Source organism: Jatrophihabitans sp. (assembly GCF_046262535.1).
Taxonomy (GTDB): Bacteria; Actinomycetota; Actinomycetes; order Mycobacteriales; family Jatrophihabitantaceae; genus Jatrophihabitans.
In genome coordinates this window covers 1-16,687 of record NZ_JBHEMO010000011.1, presented here as the reverse complement: position 1 = coordinate 16,687, position 16,687 = coordinate 1, and the positions used below count along the sequence as shown (strand labels likewise).

Below are 16,687 nucleotides of genomic sequence, written 5' to 3'. Positions count from 1 at the left end.
GGCGGCCGCCGCGACGCGGCCGACTGGGCCGCGGCTGACCTGGCCCGCCGCTACGGCCAGGCGCACCGCAGGTACCACACGGCCGCCCACGTCGACGCGGTCGTGCGCGACTGCGCGCTGCTCGGTGCCGAAGTGGGGCTGACCGCTCCTGACGGCATCGCAGTCGCCCTCGCCGCCTGCGCCCACGACGTCGTGTACGACGCCCGGCCCGGTCTGGACGAGGAGGCCAGCGCGGAGTGGGCCCGCACCTGGCTGACCCGCGCCACCGTCGCGCACGGGCTGGCCGAGCGGGTCGCCGACCTCGTCCTGGCCACCGCGACCCACGTCTCCGCACCCGGCGACGTGGCCGCCGCCGTGCTCCTCGACGCCGACCTCGCCGTCCTCGGCAGCGCGCCGGAGGACTACGCCCGCTACGTGAGTGCCGTGCGCCAGGAATACGGCACCGTGTTCGACGACGACTGGCGCACCGGCCGCTCACACGTGCTCGGCACGCTGATCGGCCGCCCACGCCTGTATGTGACCGAAGCGGCGCACTCGCGATGGGAGGAGCGCGCCCGGCTCAACGTGTCGATCGAGTTGGCCGGGCTCCAGCATGGGAGGTGAACGGTTGCGCGCGATATCTCACAGTCAGTTCGAGTTGTCGTGATCGCCACAAGTCCACTAGCTTGCCGCAATGTCGATCACCCCGTCACTCCCTCCAGCGCGCCGCAAGAGATCCGCGCGCGCTCTCACGGCGCTCGCCGTGGCGGTGACCACGGTGGCTTCGGTCGTGGCACTGCCGACGGCGGCCGGAGCGGCTACCTGCAGCCCGCTCTTCGCCCTACTGAACATGTGCACCATGCCGGCACCGGCACCGGCACCCGCGCCGGCGTACTTCTCGATGGACGACGGGCTACCCGCCAACCTCGGGCTCGATCCCGCCTACGCCCCGGCACTGTCCATCCCGGCCGAGCCGTCGACCAGCGCTCCGTCGACACCGACCGATCCGACCCAGCCGTGCGGGGGCGATGAGCCGACCAAGCCGGACGGCACCGCCTGGACCTGCACCTTCTCCGACGAGTTCAGCGGGACGACGCTCAACACGGCGAAGTGGAGCCCGCAGCTCACCTCGCAGACCAGCTTCACGAGCGGCAGCGGCCTGGCCACGACCTGTTACGTGAACTCGCCCAACAACATCGCCGTGGCCGGGGGTGCGCTGGCGCTGACCGTCCGTCAGGAAGCCGGCCCGTTCCTGTGCGGACCGGCCGGAAGCCAGTTCGCCAGTTACTTCACCGCCGGGGGCGTATCCAGCCAGAACAAGTTCAGCCAGGCATACGGCCGCTTCACCATCCGTGCCGCATTCCCGTCGAGCGTTCTGCAGGGACTGCAGTCGTCGTTGTGGCTGTGGCCGAACAATGCGTTCAAGTACGGTCCCTGGCCGCAGTCCGGCGAGATCGACATCGCCGAGTACTACACCTCTCGTCCGAACTTCGTGGTGCCGACGGTGCACTACTACCCGACGGCCGAGCAGGACACGAGCAAGGGCATCAACACCACCACCGACGCGTTCTGCCACTTCGACGACGCCGGCAGGTTCCACGACTACACGTTGACGTGGACGACAAACCTGCTCGCCATCTACTACGACAAGACGTTGTGCATGTTCGATCACTGGAAGCCCTATGGGCTGACGGCTCCCGCTCCGTTCGACAGCCCGTTCTTCGTGACGCTGACGTCGGCGATCGGCAACGGCGCCGACAGTTGGCTTCCCGGCGTCACCCAGCTGCCGGCCACGACCAAGATCGACTACGTCCGCGTCTGGAAGTAGCGCCTAGCGCAGACACGCGGCGGGAAGGTCGAACCATCGCAGGGCGTCGAAGTCCGCCGAGACCTGCCCGTCCGCCTCGTCGCCGCCGGGAGCGACGACCGCGGCGAGCGCCGCGGCGTATTCGAGGTAGCGAGGCAGGTCGGTCTCCGCGGCGCGATCGTGACGGGTCGGGTATTCCAGCGTGCCGTCAGCGGCGTACTGCAGGTGCGACAGCCGCAGCGGCGGCTCGATGAGGCCCTCGTGATGGCGCCACAGGGACGACGCCGGGTCGAAGCGGTAGTCGGCGAGGAAGCGATGGCCGTCCCGGGCCACGAAGGTGACTGCCTCGATGATGTAGTCCACGACGGCGTCGGACAGGAAGTAGTTGAAGTTCACCCGCACCCAGCCGGGTTTGATGCCCTCGCACCCGGCCGCGATCTGTCGCTCGAACTGATGTGACCTGTCGAGGTCGATGCCGAGCAGGCGGTGGCCGTACGGGCCGGCGCACGAGCACCCGCCGCGCGACTGGATTCCGAACAGGTCGTTGAGCAGCGCGACGACGAAATTGTGATGCAAGTAGCGCCCGGACGGCGCCCGCACGACGAAGGACACGATCGAGAGCCGCTCGGCGGCCAGGTTCCCGAGTACCTCGATGGCCGGCTGCGCCGTCCAGGCCTCGATGGCTCGCTGCAGGAACCGGTCCTCGTTCGCCCGGATCGCCTCGACGCCGACCGCCTCCTTCAGCCCGATCACCAGGCCGGCGCGGATCGCTTCGATGATCGCCGGCGTGCCGCCCTCCTCGCGAGCAACGACATCGGGCAGGTAGCGATGCTCGGACGGGTTCACGTATTCGACGGTGCCGCCGCCGGGGACGTCCGGGACTCGGTTGCGCAGCAGCTCGCGTCGCACGACGAGGACGCCCGGCGTGCTCGGCCCGCCGATGAACTTGTGTGGGCTGAGGAACATCGCGTCCTTGTACGACCCCGGGCGCCCGGGCTCGGCCGCCATGCTGAGTTCCACGTAGGGGGCGGCGGCGGCGTAGTCCCAGAACGACAGGGCACCGTGCGCATGCAGCAGGCACGCGATCGACGCGGTGTCGCTGAGGATGCCGGTGACATTGCTGGCCGCGGAGAAGGAGCCGATCTTCAGCGGCCGGGACGCGAAGCGGAGGAGTTGCTGCTCGAGAGCGGCCAGATCGATGTGGCCGTCGGCGTCCTGCGGCACTTCCACCACGTCGGCGACGGACTCGCGCCAGGGCAGCTCGTTCGAGTGGTGTTCGAACGGGCCGAGGAACACGACCGGCCGCGCTTCGGGCGGAACGTGGCGAGCGAGGTGGTGGGTGTCTTCCAGAACCGAAGGAAGCCGGATCCCGAGCAGGCCGACCAGCTTGTCGATGGCGCCGGTCGCGCCGGAGCCGGTGAAGATGACGACGTCGTCGGCAGTGCCGCCGACCGCGTCATGGATCACCGCCCGCGCGTCCTCCCGCAGCCGCGTGGTCTGCAGCCCGGTGCCGCTGGACTCGGTGTGCGTGTTCGCGTAGAGCGGTAGCACCTCGTTGCGGATGAAGTCCTCGACGAAGGTGAGGGCGCGCCCCGACGCGGTGTAGTCGGCATAGGTGACCCGGCGGGCTCCGTACGGGCCGTGCATCACCTGGTCTTCGCCGATCACCGACTCGCGCACGCGCCGGACGAGCGGCGTCTCGGCGAGCCGGGTCGGTGGGGAGCTGTTCACCCGACCAGAGTGTCACGAGACGGTGGGCAGGACGAGGCGGCACGGTGCTCGCCGCGAGGGTCATGCGCTCTGGCTTGTCGGGGGCGCCTTCTGCGCGGTGACCACGATCGCGGCCATCTCGCCCTCGAGCGGACCCTCGCCGAAGCGGTCGCGCATGCGGTGCTTGATGTCGGCGACCAGATCCTCCAGCTGCCCACGGGCGGCCAGCTCGAAGCGCAACGGGGTGCCGAGGCAGTAACCGTTGGTGACCGCGTCGGTTGACCGCGCTCGGCTCGGCAGCACGAGCGGCTCGGCATTCGTCATTTGCATGCCGCCCGCGGCCAGGTCTTCCCGGATGCGGTGCACGTCGTGATACCCGTGCGGAGTATCGACCAGGAAATGGGGTGGATCGTCGGGGAACATCGCCTGCACGATGTCGATCACGGCGGTCGCGTAGGTGGAGTCCTCGATGCGGTCCCAGACGGCGAACAGCAGGTGCCCGCCGTCGGCGAGCACCCGCGCCGACTCGGCGAAGGCGGCCGGCTTGTCCGGGAAGAACATCACGCCGAACTGGCACACCACGAGATCGAACATGGCGTCACCGAACGGCAGCTGCTGTGCGTCGGCCAGCTGCCAGTTGGCGGCCGGCACCCGCCGGCTTCCCCAGTCGACCATCGCCTGGTTGAGGTCGGTCGCGGTGACGGCGCCGTGCGGAGCGGCGGCAACGATCCGCTCGGTGACCACTCCGGTGCCGGCCGCGAGCTCCAGTACCCGAGCCGGTCGAAGCGCCGCGCATCTTTCGGCGAGCAGGTCGCCCCACGCGGCGAAGATCACCGGCACGAGGTCGCGGTCGTAGATTTCGGGCATTGCGTCGTTCCAACTCGCGTGAGTCATGCCGTCACTGTGGCCGCACGACAGGAATTCCACCAGCGCAGGCGGGTGAGCACGGTCAACCGGGGCCGTAGGCCATCCGCCGCCACGTCGTGGCAAGCCACGTTCGGTAGCGGCGCGGTGTCATGCCGAGCGTCTCGCGCATGAGCAGATAGGTCTCCGCTTGGGCCAGCGCACTTGTTGTGTCGGACAGCCACCGCAGGTCGCACTGATGAGGCAACAGCCCCGCTTCGGCCGCGGCGGACCAGAAACCGTGCACGGAGTCCCGCGTGGCCGCGCGGCCGGCCCGTCCGGCGGCGGCCAATGCGGGCTCGGTGGCCGCCGCCTCGACCGCGACGGCGATGACATCGGCGGCCGACGCCAGCAGGCGGGTGCTTCCCTTCGCGAATGCCCCGATCCGTTCGTCCAACGACGGCGCGCTGACCGAGGTGAGATACCACTCGCGGTGCGTTACGTCGATCGGCTTCAGATCGCCGGCCACCGTGACGTCGACGACCTTCTTGAGCAACGCCGCCTTCGTTCCGAAACGCACGTACACGGTTCTGGGGGCAACTCCGGCCGCCTCAGCAACCGCCGCGAGCGTGCTGGCTTGGTACCCGTGCTCGACGAAGAGTGCGCGCGCTGCCCGCAGCATGCGCTCTTCGTTCTCGATGACCCGGGTCGCGCGCAATCCTTCTGTCTTGACAGCGTCCGTCATGCGATGCAGTCTAACTGCAATGTTGCAGTCACGCTGCAACTACGGACTTGAGGGGGATCCGATGAACGCACCTGAACTCGACGGCATCCACCATGTGAAGCTGCCGGTGAGCGACCTGGCCCGATCGCGGGAGTGGTACGAATCGCGGTTGGGTTTCGTGGCGGCGATCGAGTTCATCGAACAGGGACGGCTGGCCGGGGTCTCGATGCGGCATCCCAACGGGGGACCGGAGCTGGCGCTGCGACTCGACCCGGAGCGCGCGGCGAGGGCGGCCGGCTTCGACTACTTCTCGATCGGCGTGCCGTCGCAGGAGGCGATGGACGCGCTCGCACTACGGCTCACCGGTGTGGGCGAGTCACACGGCGGCGTCCACTTCGCCACAGTCGGCTGGATCCTGCCGGGCCTGTACGACCCCGACGGGCACGAGGTGCGGTTCTACACGACCGAGCACCACCGCGGCGTGCCGACGGGAGAGGTCATCCGCGTGGAGAACCCGCGGGAAGCTGCCGAGGCCCGCGAACGGGCGGTGCGCGAGGGCACCCGCGCGGGATAGTGCTCGGCCGCTCGACCGTCCGGGTCGGGACGCGACTTTGCCGCCGGACTTGCGGTAAGACTCCTTCATGCCTATTCGTCTGGTGCTCACCGCCGTCGTGACCTTGTCGGCGGGTCTCGCCCTGACCTTCAGCACAGGCACCAAAAGCGGTTCGTCGCCCGGCGCGACGGCGGTCGGACCGGCGGTCCGGCTCGCCGCCAGCACGACCTACCCGAATTGGCCGACCTATCACGGCACCAACTACCGGCATGGTGACTCCGCTTCGATGCCGGCGGTCAGCGGGTCGCCGCAGGTCATCACGACGCTGGCGCTCGACGGGGCCGTGTACGGATCTCCGATCGTCATCAGAGGGTGGACGATCCTCGCCACCGAGAACAACACGGTGTACGCGTTCGACGCCTCGTACCGCCTTCGGTGGAGCACACACCTGGGGTCACCGTCGCCCGCGTCGCAGCGGCCCTGCGGCAACATCGATCCGCTGGGCATCACCGGTACGCCGGCCTGGTCGGCCACCACCGAGTCGGTCTACGTGGCACCGGAGTTCAGCGGGCCGACCCACCAGCTGTACGCGCTGTATGTCGGCACGGGTGCGATCCGGTTCCACCACAGTCTGGATCTGTCCGGCGTGGATCCGACGGTAATGCAGCAACGGGGAGCTCTGCTGGTCGACGCGCACCGCGTGTTCGTCCCGTTCGGTGGCCTCGCGGGCGACTGCGGACAATACAAGGGCCGCGTCGTCGGGTACTCGGAGCAGGGGACCGGGAACCCGATCTCCTACACCGTCCCGACCGCCCGCGAGGCCGGCATCTGGACCCCGCCCGGGCTGACCGGTGACTACTACGGCCACATCTTCGCGGCCGTGGGCAACGGCGCGTCCGGAGTCGGGGGGTCCTACGACCACAGCGACTCGATCCTCAACCTGTCCGCGTCGCTCGCACTGACCGATTACTTCTCGCCCTCGACGTGGGCCGCGGACAACGACGCAGATCTCGACCTGGGCTCGCAGGGCGCGACCATCGTCGGTTCATTCGTGTTCGCCGTCGGCAAGTCGGGCTCCGCGTACGTGCTGCGCCGCAATGCACTGGGCCACGTCGGCGGCCAGGTCAGCAAGGCGTCGGTGTGCAAGTCGTTCGGCGGCACGGCCGTCTCCGGTTCGGTGGTCTTCGTCCCCTGCTTGGACGGTCTGCGCGCGGTGCAAATCGACAGCGCCGGCGTGATGCACGTCCTGTGGCACACGAGTACCAACATCACGGGCTCGCCCGTGTACGGGGGAGGACGCGTGTGGTCGCTCGACCCGGGCGCCGGCGTCCTCTACGCCCTCGACCCCAACACCGGCGCGGTACGCGAACAGGTCACCGTCGGTGCCGTGACCCGGTTCGCCACCCCGGCCATCTACGGTCGTGACCTGCGCATCCCGACGAAGTCCGGTGCCACCGTCGCCCGCACGTCTTGACCAGGCGGCAGTGTGTGACGGCCCGACCGTGATGACGCGAGCACGGTTACACACTTGCCAGAGCCGACAATCCTCTGCGGCGAAGTGCCTACGATGACGATCGCAGCGCCGACCCGCGGCGGGTGGCCTCGCCCGACTCGCTGCGCCGGGAGGTCGACGCATGGCTGCAGCGCCTGGGCGTCGACACCATCGACCTCTACCAACTGCACTGGCCACCGGACGACGGCACGCGGCTCGAGGAGTACTGGCCCGCGCTGGTCGAGCTCAAGGAATGCGGGAAGGTCCGCGCAGTCGGCCTGTCCAATCACGACGCCGACGAGGTGGCCCGGGCGGAGGCACTCGGCCATGTCGACACGCTGCAGCCGCCGTTCTCGGCCATCCACCGGCAAGCGGCGACCGACCTGCTGCCATGGTCAGCGGCGCACGGCACCGGCGTGATCGTCTACAGCCCCATGCAGTCGGGCCTGCTCACCGGCGCCTTCTCCGCGGAGCGGGTCGCCGGGCTGCCGGACAACGACTGGCGCAAGCAGCACCCCGACTTCACGAGCGGTCTCGAGCCCAACCTCGCCGTCGCCGATGCGCTCGGCCGGGTGGCGGAGCGCCACGACATCAGCCAGGCCGCCGCTGCTGTCGGGTGGACGCTCGGCTTCGGCGGTGTCTCCGGGGCCATCGTCGGCGCCCGCCGCCCCGATCAGGTTGACGGGTGGATCGCCGCCGCCACGGTCACTCTGGACGCCGAGGATTACGCCGTCGTCGCTGAGGCGATAGAGGTGCATGGGGCGGGGGAAGGGCCGACCCGGCCATGACGGCATCGCCTGCCGCACTTCGATGAATGCCCCGCCACGCGTGCTCCACCACGTCTGAGCGGGAACTGATCAACCGCGACCGGAGCGTCGCTACCACCCATCCCTGCCGGCGGGTGCGCGCCGATCGCGTCGGCGATCTACCGGGTGGGGACACCCGGTTCGGCCCGTCAGTCCTCCATCGCCGAGCCGGCCGCCCACCCGTGCCAACGGTCGATATGAAGGTGGACGCTGACCCGAGGCCGTTCGCGATTGCGGTACGGAGCGCCGGTGTAGTGGCGCGAGAGCCGGTCGATGTCCTGCAGTCCCTCGTCATCGACGATGTCGCCGATGTGTCCTTGCACGCTGACGTGCGTGTACCAGTCATCAGCCGCCAGCACCGTCAGCGAGACGCGGGGGTCCCGGCGCAGATGCTCGAGGCGTGCACGTTTGGCGTCCAGCCCGAGAAGGATCGTCGCATCGTCCTCGAGGAGATACCAGGTCGCTACGGTGACTGGCCGGCCGTCTGCAGCGATCGTTGCCATCACGGCTGGGTTGGGCCTGGCGAGAAGATCGAGAACATTCCTCGGCACCGGGGCTGACGGCAAGGGCACCTCCGGGTCAGAGCATATGCACGAACCATTCAGTATCCGCACGGCCGCATCGGGCTGGCATCGCGGAGTCGGACAAGAAAGGCACCAAAGGTCGGGGCCCGGAACGTGATCGTTTCGGTGTCCGAGGGGGGACTTGAACCCCCACGCCCCGTAAAGGGCACTAGCACCTCAAGCTAGCGCGTCTGCCATTCCGCCACCCGGACCGAGTGCGCGGACGAGTCTATCCGAACCCCGCGGGCGCTCCGGCACACGTCCCAAGACCCCGACCAAGATCGATCGCGGAAGAAACTTGGCGCGTCGAGTGGAGCCAAAACTCACATAGAGCTAACCTAACCTCGGATCACTCCGGCGTTCCGTAGACCGCGGCCTCGAACAGTCCGGGCGGCGCCAGAGCGGGGAAGGCGAAATCATGCACGGCATCACGAGCGCGGCCCGATCAGGGCTGCGTGCGGCGGTCGCCCTCGCGATCGTCGTGATGCTCGGCGCCCTGTTCGCCACCCCGGCTGTGGCCGCTCCCGCCCCGGCCACCCCGGACGCGAACGCCCCGGCGGCCGGATCCAGCCTCGGCCTCGGCCTCCAGTTGTTGGGTCTGTCCGTGAAGGTCAACGTCCTGCCCCTCGACCTGACTCAGCTCGTCACGATCGGAACCGCGTCCTCCGCCCCGGCATCGCAGCCGACCACACCGCCGACCAGGGTCCCGCCGCCCCCGACCAGCCGCTCGGCCGTGCAGCCAACCGGAGCCCGCCCCGCCCCACGCGCGCGCAACACCGTCCCGAACGCCGGCGCGAACGGTGGCAACCCCGGCGCGGCCGTCCCGAGCGCAACGTCGACGGTGACCACGGCTCCACCGCCGGCGACAGTGACCAAGTCAGCGCCGCCGAAGAAGGCTCGGCCGGCCGGCAGCCTCAACCTGGTCCAGGGTTTGTTGCCGCACACAGGCCCCCTTCTGCTGATCGTGATGATCGTCGGCACGGCGCTGGCCGTCGCGTTGATGGTGCGCCTCAGCGCCCGGCGGGGTGGCCGGCGCGTCTGACCAGCCCCGTTGACACCGGAGCCTGGTAGGAACGAGTACATGAGCGCCCTCCCCGAGCCGACCCTCACCGCGCAGGACGAGGTGGCCGAGCTGCTGGTGGAGCTGATTCGCATCAACACCTCGAACCCCACGCACGCCGAACGTCCGGCGGCCGAGTGGGTGGCGTACAAGCTCGACGAGGTCGGCATCGAATCGCAGATCCTCGAGGCGGCGCCCGGTCGCGCCTCGACGATCGCGCGCATCGAGGGCACCGACCCGTCCCGCGCGCCACTGCTGATCCACGGACACCTGGACGTCGTCCCGGCCGACCCGGGGGAGTGGTCGGTCGACCCCTTCGGTGGTGAGGTGAAAGACGACCAGGTGTGGGGCCGTGGCGCCATAGACATGAAGGACATGGACGCCATGACGCTCGCAGTGGTCCGCGACTGGGCCCGGACCGGGCGGCGTCCTCCGCGCGACATCGTGCTGGCGTTCGTCTCCGACGAGGAGGCCGGCGGCCGCGAAGGCGCGCACTACCTCGTCGATCATCATGCCGATCTGTTCGCCGACTGCACCGAGGCCATCAGTGAGGTCGGCGGATTCAGCGTGTCGCTCGATGAGCAGACGCGGCTGTACCTCATCCAGACGGCGGAGAAGGGGATCAACTGGCTGCGGCTGCAGGCCTCGGGCGCCCCCGGCCACGGCTCGATGGTCCACCGCGACAACGCCGTCACGCGGCTCGCCGAGGCGGTCAGCCGCATCGGCGGCTATGAGTGGCCCATCGTCATCACCGACACGGTCCGGGCGACTGTTGAAGGGCTGGCCGCCGTGACCGGACAGGACCTGAAGGCCGAGGACGTCGATTCCTGGTTGCCACTGCTCGGCGGGGCCGCGCGCATGATCGGCGCGACCATCCGCAACACGACGAATCCGACGATGCTCGGCGGCGGGTACAAGGCGAACGTCATTCCGTCCAAGGCGGAGGCAACGATCGACGCCCGCTTCCTGCCCGGTCAGGAGGACCAGCTGCTGACGACGCTCGACGACCTGCTCGGTGAGGGCGTCGAACGTGAGTTCATCGTGCGCGACATCGCCGTCGAGACCGGCTTCGAGGGCGCCCTGGTCGACGCGATGTCGGCCGCCTTGCGGGCCGAGGACCCGAACGGTCACCCCCTGCCCTACCTCATGAGCGGCGGCACCGACGCGAAGTCGTTCTCGACGCTCGGCATGCAGTGCTACGGATTCTCGCCCCTGCTGCTGCCGGCCGAGCTCGATTTCATGGCGATGTTCCACGGCATCGACGAGCGAGTACCCGTCGAGGGCTTGAAGTTCGGCGTCCGCGTCCTCGACCGGTTGTTGTCCACCTGCTGACCGCGGTGCAGTGTCGTCCGGGCGTGCAAGGCTGAGTTCGTGCTGCTGTTCGACGTCGCTACCGCGTCCGCGGAGGTCGGAAGCACCTCGTCGCGGTTGGCCAAGACGGCCCGAATAGCCACCCTGCTCGAGGCGGCCGAACCGGAAGAGATCTCGATCGTCGTGTCGTGGCTGTCCGGCGAACTGCCGCAACGCCAGATCGGGGTCGGATACGCCTCTCTGCGCACACTCCCGCCCGCAGCCGCAACCCCGTCGTTGACGGTCGGCGCGGTGGACACGACCTTCACCGAGATCAAGGCGGTGTCGGGCAAGGGCTCGCAGACCCGACGGGCCGACGCCCTGAGCGGGCTGTTTGGCGCCGCCACCGACGTGGAGCAGACGTTCCTGCGGCGACTCCTCAGCGGCGACCTGCGCCAAGGCGCCCTCATCGGCGTAATGGCCGACGCTGTGGCCCGCGCCTCCGGCGTGCCGCCCGCGCTGGTACGTCGCGCCGCGATGCTCGGCGGCGACCTCCCCGCGGCCGCCGCCGCCGCGATCACCCGCGGCGCCGACGCGTTGAGCGACTTCCAACTGCGCGTCGGTCGGCCCGTGGGCCCGATGCTCGCGCAGACCGCGACGGGGGTGGCCGACGCGCTCGACCGGCTGGGCGGCGAAGCGGTGTTCGAGGCGAAGCTCGACGGTGCGCGCGTCCAGATCCACCGCAACCGCGACGACGTGTCGGTCTACACGCGCAGCCTCGACGACGTCACGGCGCGCCTGCCTGAGGTGGTCGCAGCGACCCTCGCCCTGCCCGTCGACAGCCTCATCGCCGACGGTGAGGCGATCGCGTTGCGCCCGGACGGCCGTCCGCACAAGTTCCAGGTCACCGCGTCGCGCTTCGGGCGCAGTGTCGACATCGGCGCCGCCCGCGTGGCACAGCCCCTGTCGGTCTTCTTCTTCGACGTCCTGCATCGCGACGGCGTCGATCTGCTGGACGCACCCGGCGAGGAGCGCGCCGCGGCCCTGGCCGACTTCGTCCCCGCGGAGCAGCGCGTCGACCGGTTGGTGACCGGCGACGTGGCGGCCGCCGAAGACTTTCTCCAGCGGACGCTCGCCGCCGGCCACGAGGGGCTCATGGCCATGTCGCTCACCGCGCCCTACGAGGCGGGTCGGCGCGGCGCCGGTTGGCTGAAGATCAAGCCGGTGCACACGCTCGACCTCGTCGTGCTCGCCGTCGAGTGGGGGTCGGGTCGGCGGACCGGGAAGTTGTCGAACATCCACCTCGGCGCGCGCGATGCGGACACCGGCGGATTCGTGATGCTCGGCAAAACCTTCAAAGGCATGACCGACGCAATGCTCGAGTGGCAAACGCAGCGTTTCCTGGAACTCGCCGACGGGCCTACTGACGGCTACGTGGTGCGGGTGCGGCCGGAGCAGGTCGTGGAGATCGCGTTCGACGGAGTGCAAGGCTCCACGCGCTACCCGGGGCGCATGGCGCTGCGGTTCGCGCGCGTGCTCCGGTATCGCGACGACAAACGGGCTGACGAAGCCGACACCCTCGAGACCGTCCGGGCCTTCTATGAGGGATGACCTGAGCGGACAGGGTGCCTTCCGCCCATCGCGGTGGGGATAACGCACCCCCGCAGCCGGTCCGGGCGGAGAACGCTTGAACCATGAACGGTGCACCGGTCCTCGTCCATGAACGGCCACGCCGGACCGCCCTCGTCGGCGCCGCGATGTTCGACGGCGTCACTGGCGCCGTCCACCCGTCGCCGCTGATCATCTTGGACGGCAGCCGGATCGTGGCCGTGGAGACCGGCACGACACCGCCTGACGACTGCGAGGTACACGACCTGGACGGGGCGACCCTGCTGCCGGGGCTGGTCGACACGCATGTCCACCTGGCGTTCGACGCTTCAGATGCACCGGTCGCGCGCCTCGCCGAGCGTGACGACGACGCGGTCGTGGCCTCGATGATCGAAGCGGCCCGGACGGCGTTACGGGCGGGCATCACCACCGTGCGCGACCTCGGTGACCGCGACCACCTGTCCCTGCAGCTGCGCGGACGACCCGATCTGCCGACGATCCTCAGCGCCGGCCCGCCCATTACCACGCTGGGGGGCCACTGCCACTACCTCGGCGGTGCCGTGCCCGATGGCGTCAAGAGCGTGACGGCCGCCGTTCGCGACCACGCGGAGCGCGGCGTCGACGTCATCAAGATCATGGCGAGCGGAGGAGTACTCACGCCCGGCACGCACCAGGAACTCGCCCGGTTCACGGCCGAGGAGACCAAGGCAATAGTCGCGGAGGCGCACCGCCGCGGGCTGCCGGTCACCGCCCACGCGCATGCCACTGCCGGCGTGGCCAACGCAGTCGCCGCGGGTGTGGACGGACTCGAACACGTCACGTTCTGGACCGCCGACGGCATCGAGACGCCGATCGAGCTCATGCAGCAGATCGTCGATCGAGGCATCGTCGTCGGCGCGACGGCCGGGCTGGACCCGGTGAAGTTGGCGATCAGCGGGCCGCCCCCCGAGTTGGCGACGCGAGTACCGGCCATCATGGCCAATTTGCGACGCATGATGGAGATGGGCGCGATAGTCGTGGCCGGGACGGATGCCGGCATCGGGCCGCCCAAGCCGCACGACGTTCTCCGCCATGCGTTTCCGATGATGCAGGCCGCGGGGTTGTCACCGTACGACGCGCTGCGAACGATCACGTCCGTGGCGGCGACCGCGTGCGGGCTCGGCGCCGCGAAGGGACGACTGGCGGTCGGCTACGACGCCGACATCCTCGCCGTCGACGGCGATCCGCTCACGGACCCGGCTGCGCTGCTCCGCGTGCAGGCGGTGTACGCCCGCGGAGCGCGGGTGCGCTGAACGTCAGGTGGACAGGCCGGGGAGCGGCACCGGTGTCTTGCGCCGCTTCCGGCGTAGCACCACCCGACGGCTGCCGTCGACGTAACGCAGGACGCGGGCCAGTTCCCAGCCGCCGAACTCGGCGTGCAGCGATAGTTGCGCCGCTGCGTTGACCCGGCTCACGTCGGCCGGGATGCGCAGCGGCGCGTACTCCCACTCGGGATCGGTCGCATCCATCAGGAGGTATTCAACGCCGTTCGGGCGCTGTCCACCACTTCGACATACCGTGGACGGCTTCCCCGCTGCGCGGACCGCGAGTTGTCCACAGCGACCCCGGAATTGCCGGTGGGTTCCGATAGAATCATAATTATGTTCGAATGATCGGCTGACGGCGGCACAGCCCGACCTATCCCGACCATCCCGTCGCTTCCTAGCGCGAGCGGTCAGTGGCTGAGGACACCGGCCAGCAGCGTGTTCACAAGGCGCCGGGCACGACGCGACCGGGTGCCGGCACGCGTGCCGTACAGCGGCAGCCCCGCGTCCAAGCCGGGTTCGAACGGCGCCAGGGCGAGATGGGGGAGCAGCAGCACGAGCAGCGACAGCAAAGAGTCGAGGTCGGCGTCCGCCCGCAGCTCACCCGCATCGACGCCGGCCTGCAACAAGGGCCGCAGCCCCTGCGCATACAACCGGTGGACCGGCGCGCGGACGGCCTCGCGCACTTGGGGGTCGAGCTCCATGGTGGTCGCCGCGGTCACGCCGCGCTCGAGCGGGTGGGACGCCATGTACTCGATCCACACACCGACCAGGGCGGCGAAATGGTCGACGAACCGCTCGCCGTCGCCGGGGGCGTGCAGATAGGGCTGCATGGCCGCGTACACCCGCAGTGACGTCTCCTCGGCGATATGGGCGAAGAGGTCGAACTTGTCGTCGAAGTACTGGAACAGCGACCCCTTGGCCACGCCGGCGTCCCGGGCGATGACGTTGAGGCTGCCGCCGGAGTACCCCTGCCGCCCGAACTCGGCCATCGCGGCGTGCAGGACGCGCTCGCGCCGGTCGGCGTCGAGGTTCGTCCAGGTGGCGCGCGGCATTGCATGTCCTCCGAAGCGATGTCATAGTCACTATGACCACCCGGTCACATTCGCGCAAGAGGAGACCACGTGACGAGCACCGTCTGCGTCATCGGCGCCGGTTCATCCGGCATCGCCGCCTGCCAAGCACTCCAGGCCCGCGGCATCGACTTCGACTGCTACGAGGCCGGATCGGGTGTCGGCGGCAACTGGCGGTACCTCAACGACAACGGCATGTCGTCGTCCTACAAGTCGCTGCACATCAACACCTCGCGCGAGATCATGGAATACAAGTCGTTCCCGATGCGGCACGACTACCCGACCTATCCGAACCACCGCCAGATCGCCGAGTACTTCGACCGCTACGTCGACCACTTCGGGTTCCGCGACCGGATCCAGTTCAAGACCGAGGTCGTCGCCGTCGTCCCGACCGGCGACGGCGAGTGGGACGTGACGGTCCGCAAGCGCGGCGGGAAGCGCACGACAACGCGTCGGTATGCCGCCGTGCTCGTCGCCAACGGCCATCACTGGGATCCGCGGTGGCCCGAGCCGGCGTTCCCGGGCGCGGAGACGTTCACCGGGGTGCAGACACACTCGCACCACTACAAGACCTTCGAGGGTTACGAGGACAAGCGGGTTCTCGTGCTCGGCATCGGCAACTCGGCCTGCGACATCGCGGTCGAGACGTCGAAGGTGTCGGCGCGGACGTTCCTCGCCATGCGGCGCGGCGCCCACGTGGTGCCCAAGTACATCTTCGGCATCCCGACCGACCACCTGACCACATCACCGATCGCGCGCGTCGGCTTCTTCCCGGTCCGGCGGGCCATGCTGGCCATGGTCATGCGACTGGCGCGCGGCAACGTCACCAAGTACGGGCTGCCCAAGCCGGACCACAAGATCGCGTCCGCGCACCCGACGATCTCCGACGACCTGCTCGTCCGCCTCGGTCACGGCGACATCGAGGTCAAGCCCAACATCGATCGGATCGACGGGGACACCGTCCACTTCGTCGACGGCAGCTCGGAGTTGATCGACGTCATCGTGTACTGCACCGGCTACAAGATCAGCTTCCCGTTCTTCGACGAGTCGCTGCTCGCCGCGCACGACAACGAGATCTCGCTGTTCCACCGCGTCGTCGACCCGCAGCACCCGGGCCTGTACTTCATCGGGCTCGTGCAGCCGCTCGGTGCGATCATGCCGCTGGCCGAGGCCCAGTGCGAGTGGGTGGCCGATCTGCTCGAGGGCAAGGCGACACTGCCGTCGACGGCGGAGATGCGCCGCGAGATCGACGACTACCACCGTGCGCTCAAGAAGCGTTACGTGCGCTCGAAACGGCACACCATCCAGGTGGATTTCCTCGAGCACTTCGCCGAGCTGAAGAAGGAACGGACCGAGGGTGCCCGCCGCAACGGCCAGTCCCGCGCGCTGCCGCGCAACGACGCGGAACTGACCGTCACCGCGTAGCGGCTCTCGGCCGCTCCCGGGCGGCCTGAGCCGCTCTGCTCAGCTTGCGTAGGCGAAGTACGGATCCTCTCCGTGCCCGCATGTCCAGGCTGGGAAGCAGGCCTGCTCGCGCATGTCGGTCCAGTACGCGACGACGCGGGTCGTGCCTGGCACGACGGCGATGTTGCTGTAGTCGCCGATGAAGCTGCTGGCCTTCGGGAAGGCCGGGTTCACCGTGGCTGCGAACCATCGGTCGTCCCGCGTCGGGTCCGACTGCTGGGTCGAGACCGTGCTGCGGGCGAAGGCACCCGGGACGCTCACGGTCAGCAGCGCGTAGTCGTAGCGGTGATTGGCCGGATCCGTCGAACGGTCGAAGGTGCCGATCCGAAGCGTTCCGTCGGCGTCGAACGCGCCCCACGGCATGAACTGGTCGCCGGCCAGGGCGTCCGCCGCCGGAGCCGACCATGTCCG

Annotated in this window: 16 protein-coding genes, 1 tRNA gene and 1 pseudogene; 10 read left to right on the top strand and 8 right to left on the bottom strand. The window is 69.2% G+C overall.

Annotated elements, in window-relative coordinates:
• Nucleotides 1-603: hypothetical protein (locus ABR571_RS01495; RefSeq protein WP_409451411.1), on the top strand; the 603-nt coding region annotated here is incomplete at its 5' end.
• A 154-nt stretch (nucleotides 604-757) separates the two neighbouring features.
• Nucleotides 758-1,807: a family 16 glycosylhydrolase gene (locus tag ABR571_RS01490; protein WP_409451410.1), complete on the top strand. Its 1,050-nt coding sequence runs from the start codon at nucleotides 758-760 to the stop codon at nucleotides 1,805-1,807.
• A 3-nt stretch (nucleotides 1,808-1,810) separates the two neighbouring features.
• Here the strand turns inward: ABR571_RS01490 and ABR571_RS01485 are convergent, their stop codons facing one another.
• From ABR571_RS01485 to ABR571_RS01475, 3 genes are all read right to left on the bottom strand, one after another.
• On the bottom strand, nucleotides 1,811-3,433 hold the full coding sequence (locus ABR571_RS01485; protein WP_409451412.1) for an aminotransferase class V-fold PLP-dependent enzyme: 1,623 nt from the start codon (nucleotides 3,431-3,433) through the stop codon (nucleotides 1,811-1,813).
• Nucleotides 3,434-3,577: 144 nt separating this feature from the next.
• On the bottom strand, nucleotides 3,578-4,390 hold the full coding sequence (locus tag ABR571_RS01480; RefSeq protein WP_409451409.1) for a class I SAM-dependent methyltransferase: 813 nt from the start codon (nucleotides 4,388-4,390) through the stop codon (nucleotides 3,578-3,580).
• Between the two features lie 55 nt (nucleotides 4,391-4,445).
• Nucleotides 4,446-5,084, bottom strand: a complete 639-nt coding sequence (locus tag ABR571_RS01475; protein ID WP_409451408.1) for a TetR/AcrR family transcriptional regulator — start codon at nucleotides 5,082-5,084, stop codon at nucleotides 4,446-4,448.
• Between the two features lie 61 nt (nucleotides 5,085-5,145).
• Here ABR571_RS01475 and ABR571_RS01470 point away from each other — a divergent pair, with 61 nt between their 5' ends.
• From ABR571_RS01470 to ABR571_RS01460, 3 genes and pseudogenes are all read left to right on the top strand, one after another.
• Nucleotides 5,146-5,637, top strand: coding sequence for a VOC family protein (locus ABR571_RS01470; RefSeq protein WP_409451407.1), 492 nt, complete (start codon nucleotides 5,146-5,148; stop codon nucleotides 5,635-5,637).
• A gap of 67 nt (nucleotides 5,638-5,704) precedes the next feature.
• Nucleotides 5,705-7,090 (top strand): PQQ-binding-like beta-propeller repeat protein, encoded by a 1,386-nt coding sequence (locus ABR571_RS01465; RefSeq protein WP_409451406.1) that lies wholly within the window; start codon nucleotides 5,705-5,707, stop codon nucleotides 7,088-7,090.
• Between the two features lie 98 nt (nucleotides 7,091-7,188).
• Nucleotides 7,189-7,896: pseudogene (locus ABR571_RS01460) on the top strand (aldo/keto reductase); the annotation flags it as partial.
• A gap of 167 nt (nucleotides 7,897-8,063) precedes the next feature.
• Here ABR571_RS01460 and ABR571_RS01455 read toward each other — a convergent pair.
• Together ABR571_RS01455 and ABR571_RS01450 are read right to left on the bottom strand one after the other, a co-directional pair.
• Nucleotides 8,064-8,480 (bottom strand): PPOX class F420-dependent oxidoreductase, encoded by a 417-nt coding sequence (locus tag ABR571_RS01455; protein ID WP_409451405.1) that lies wholly within the window; start codon nucleotides 8,478-8,480, stop codon nucleotides 8,064-8,066.
• A gap of 124 nt (nucleotides 8,481-8,604) precedes the next feature.
• A tRNA-Leu gene (locus ABR571_RS01450) sits at nucleotides 8,605-8,689 on the bottom strand.
• Between the two features lie 206 nt (nucleotides 8,690-8,895).
• Between ABR571_RS01450 and ABR571_RS01445 the strand changes: the two genes are divergently transcribed.
• From ABR571_RS01445 to ABR571_RS01430, 4 genes are all read left to right on the top strand, one after another.
• Nucleotides 8,896-9,519, top strand: a complete 624-nt coding sequence (locus ABR571_RS01445; protein WP_409451404.1) for a hypothetical protein — start codon at nucleotides 8,896-8,898, stop codon at nucleotides 9,517-9,519.
• 9 nt (nucleotides 9,520-9,528) lie between these two features.
• Nucleotides 9,529-10,869: a M20/M25/M40 family metallo-hydrolase gene (locus ABR571_RS01440; RefSeq protein ID WP_409451403.1), complete on the top strand. Its 1,341-nt coding sequence runs from the start codon at nucleotides 9,529-9,531 to the stop codon at nucleotides 10,867-10,869.
• A gap of 39 nt (nucleotides 10,870-10,908) precedes the next feature.
• Nucleotides 10,909-12,438: an ATP-dependent DNA ligase gene (locus ABR571_RS01435; protein WP_409451402.1), complete on the top strand. Its 1,530-nt coding sequence runs from the start codon at nucleotides 10,909-10,911 to the stop codon at nucleotides 12,436-12,438.
• A gap of 83 nt (nucleotides 12,439-12,521) precedes the next feature.
• Nucleotides 12,522-13,727, top strand: a complete 1,206-nt coding sequence (locus ABR571_RS01430) for an amidohydrolase family protein (RefSeq protein ID WP_409451401.1) — start codon at nucleotides 12,522-12,524, stop codon at nucleotides 13,725-13,727.
• Nucleotides 13,728-13,730: 3 nt separating this feature from the next.
• Here the strand turns inward: ABR571_RS01430 and ABR571_RS01425 are convergent, their stop codons facing one another.
• Nucleotides 13,731-13,943 carry a DUF5703 family protein gene (locus ABR571_RS01425; RefSeq protein WP_409451400.1) on the bottom strand — a complete coding sequence of 71 codons (213 nt, stop codon included), beginning with the start codon at nucleotides 13,941-13,943 and terminating at the stop codon, nucleotides 13,731-13,733.
• A gap of 206 nt (nucleotides 13,944-14,149) precedes the next feature.
• A complete protein-coding gene (locus tag ABR571_RS01420) occupies nucleotides 14,150-14,794 on the bottom strand; it encodes a TetR/AcrR family transcriptional regulator (protein ID WP_409451399.1) in 645 nt (214 codons plus the stop codon).
• A gap of 69 nt (nucleotides 14,795-14,863) precedes the next feature.
• Here ABR571_RS01420 and ABR571_RS01415 point away from each other — a divergent pair, with 69 nt between their 5' ends.
• The gene (locus ABR571_RS01415) at nucleotides 14,864-16,237 is read left to right on the top strand and encodes an NAD(P)-binding domain-containing protein (protein WP_409451398.1); all 1,374 of its coding nucleotides are present in this window, start codon (nucleotides 14,864-14,866) and stop codon (nucleotides 16,235-16,237) included.
• Between the two features lie 39 nt (nucleotides 16,238-16,276).
• On the opposite strand, the gene ABR571_RS01410 is transcribed toward ABR571_RS01415, so the two are convergent.
• Nucleotides 16,277-16,687 (bottom strand): hypothetical protein (locus ABR571_RS01410; protein WP_409451397.1); only part of this gene is annotated, 411 nt, incomplete at its 5' end.

Excerpts from the sequence above, each read along its gene's own strand:
- ABR571_RS01485 (WP_409451412.1), bottom strand. The coding sequence starts at position 3,433 with ATGCACGGCCCGTACGGAGCCCGCCGGGTCACCTATGCCGACTACACC.
- ABR571_RS01480 (WP_409451409.1), bottom strand. The coding sequence starts at position 4,390 with ATGACTCACGCGAGTTGGAACGACGCAATGCCCGAAATCTACGACCGC.
- ABR571_RS01475 (WP_409451408.1), bottom strand. The coding sequence starts at position 5,084 with ATGACGGACGCTGTCAAGACAGAAGGATTGCGCGCGACCCGGGTCATC.
- ABR571_RS01470 (WP_409451407.1), top strand. The coding sequence starts at position 5,146 with ATGAACGCACCTGAACTCGACGGCATCCACCATGTGAAGCTGCCGGTG.
- ABR571_RS01465 (WP_409451406.1), top strand. The coding sequence starts at position 5,705 with ATGCCTATTCGTCTGGTGCTCACCGCCGTCGTGACCTTGTCGGCGGGT.
- ABR571_RS01445 (WP_409451404.1), top strand. The coding sequence starts at position 8,896 with ATGCACGGCATCACGAGCGCGGCCCGATCAGGGCTGCGTGCGGCGGTC.
- ABR571_RS01430 (WP_409451401.1), top strand. The coding sequence starts at position 12,522 with ATGAACGGTGCACCGGTCCTCGTCCATGAACGGCCACGCCGGACCGCC.
- ABR571_RS01425 (WP_409451400.1), bottom strand. The coding sequence starts at position 13,943 with ATGGATGCGACCGATCCCGAGTGGGAGTACGCGCCGCTGCGCATCCCG.
- ABR571_RS01420 (WP_409451399.1), bottom strand. The coding sequence starts at position 14,794 with ATGCCGCGCGCCACCTGGACGAACCTCGACGCCGACCGGCGCGAGCGC.